Source organism: Bartonella sp. AA2SXKL (assembly GCF_042197205.1).
Classification (GTDB): domain Bacteria; phylum Pseudomonadota; class Alphaproteobacteria; order Rhizobiales; family Rhizobiaceae; genus Bartonella.
On record NZ_JBHIRN010000172.1, the window covers coordinates 380 to 675 of the forward strand.

Sequence of the window (296 nt, forward strand, 5' to 3'; positions counted from 1 at the left end):
CAGGTTTAGCATCAAACCACTCCATATCTTCATCCGCAAAATCATCTGAAGGATTACATTGAGCTAACAATTCATCAAGAGTGTAACTTGGAAATGTCTGTGGCTTCACAACCAATTGTCCATTATCAACAGCCAAACCAACTTGCGTGTTCTCAGTAAGATGAAGAACATCAAGCAATGCCGGCGGTATAGAGAGCATAACAGACCCTCCAACTTTACGTAATTTTGTTGTGTGCATTAAACGCCCTTTCCAATATTATATAAAAATATAATATTTTATCATCTATTCTTCAAGA

1 protein-coding gene is annotated in these 296 nt (G+C 36.8%); it reads right to left on the bottom strand.

The genetic code is table 11. The features are described 5' to 3' along the window. A partial coding sequence (locus ACFINS_RS10505; RefSeq protein WP_375706237.1) for an AbrB/MazE/SpoVT family DNA-binding domain-containing protein occupies positions 1-238 on the bottom strand: 238 nt, incomplete at its 3' end. Positions 239-296 lie beyond the last annotated feature (58 nt).